This is a genomic window from Myroides sp. NP-2, from assembly GCF_014145665.1.
Taxonomy (GTDB): domain Bacteria; phylum Bacteroidota; class Bacteroidia; order Flavobacteriales; family Flavobacteriaceae; genus Flavobacterium.
In genome coordinates, this window is the sequence record NZ_JACHTD010000056.1 from 1 (window position 1) to 526 (window position 526).

1 protein-coding gene is annotated in these 526 nt (G+C 40.1%); it reads right to left on the bottom strand.

Annotation, left to right across the window (positions count from 1 at the left end; translation table 11 throughout):
- On the bottom strand, positions 1–526 hold a 526-nt coding region (locus H4K35_RS15615), incomplete at both ends, for a transposase zinc-binding domain-containing protein (protein ID WP_182628816.1).

Sequence of the window (526 nt, forward strand, 5' to 3'; positions counted from 1 at the left end):
TATTTATCGGTTTTTATCTTGCGTTTCCATTTACCGTTGGCATCAATTCCACCACCAGGAATAATGCAGTGTAAATGTGGATGTAAACTTAAATTTTGTCCCCAGGTATGTAAAATCGCAATCATTCCTAGTTGCAAACCTTCCGTTTTTCCGAATTGATTTAATGTCGACCAAACAGAATCAAACAAGATTTTATAAACGATTTTTGGATGTGCAATCGCTAATCCATTAAGCGAATCTGGAAGGGTAAAAACCAAATGATAGTACGAACAAGGCAACAAATCCTGCTCACGTGCCTGAATCCATTCTTCACGTTTATGACCTTGACATTTCGGGCAATGCCTATTGCGACAACTGTTGTAACTAATACTAATGTTGCCACAAGCATCACAAGCATCTACATGTCCGCCCAAAGCAGCAGTTCGGCACAAAGTCAATGCTCTTAACGTTTTTTCTTGATGAACGGTAAAGTTTTGGTTGGACAAATCGACTTTTCTCAGCACATCGGCTACTTCCCACTGCGGCT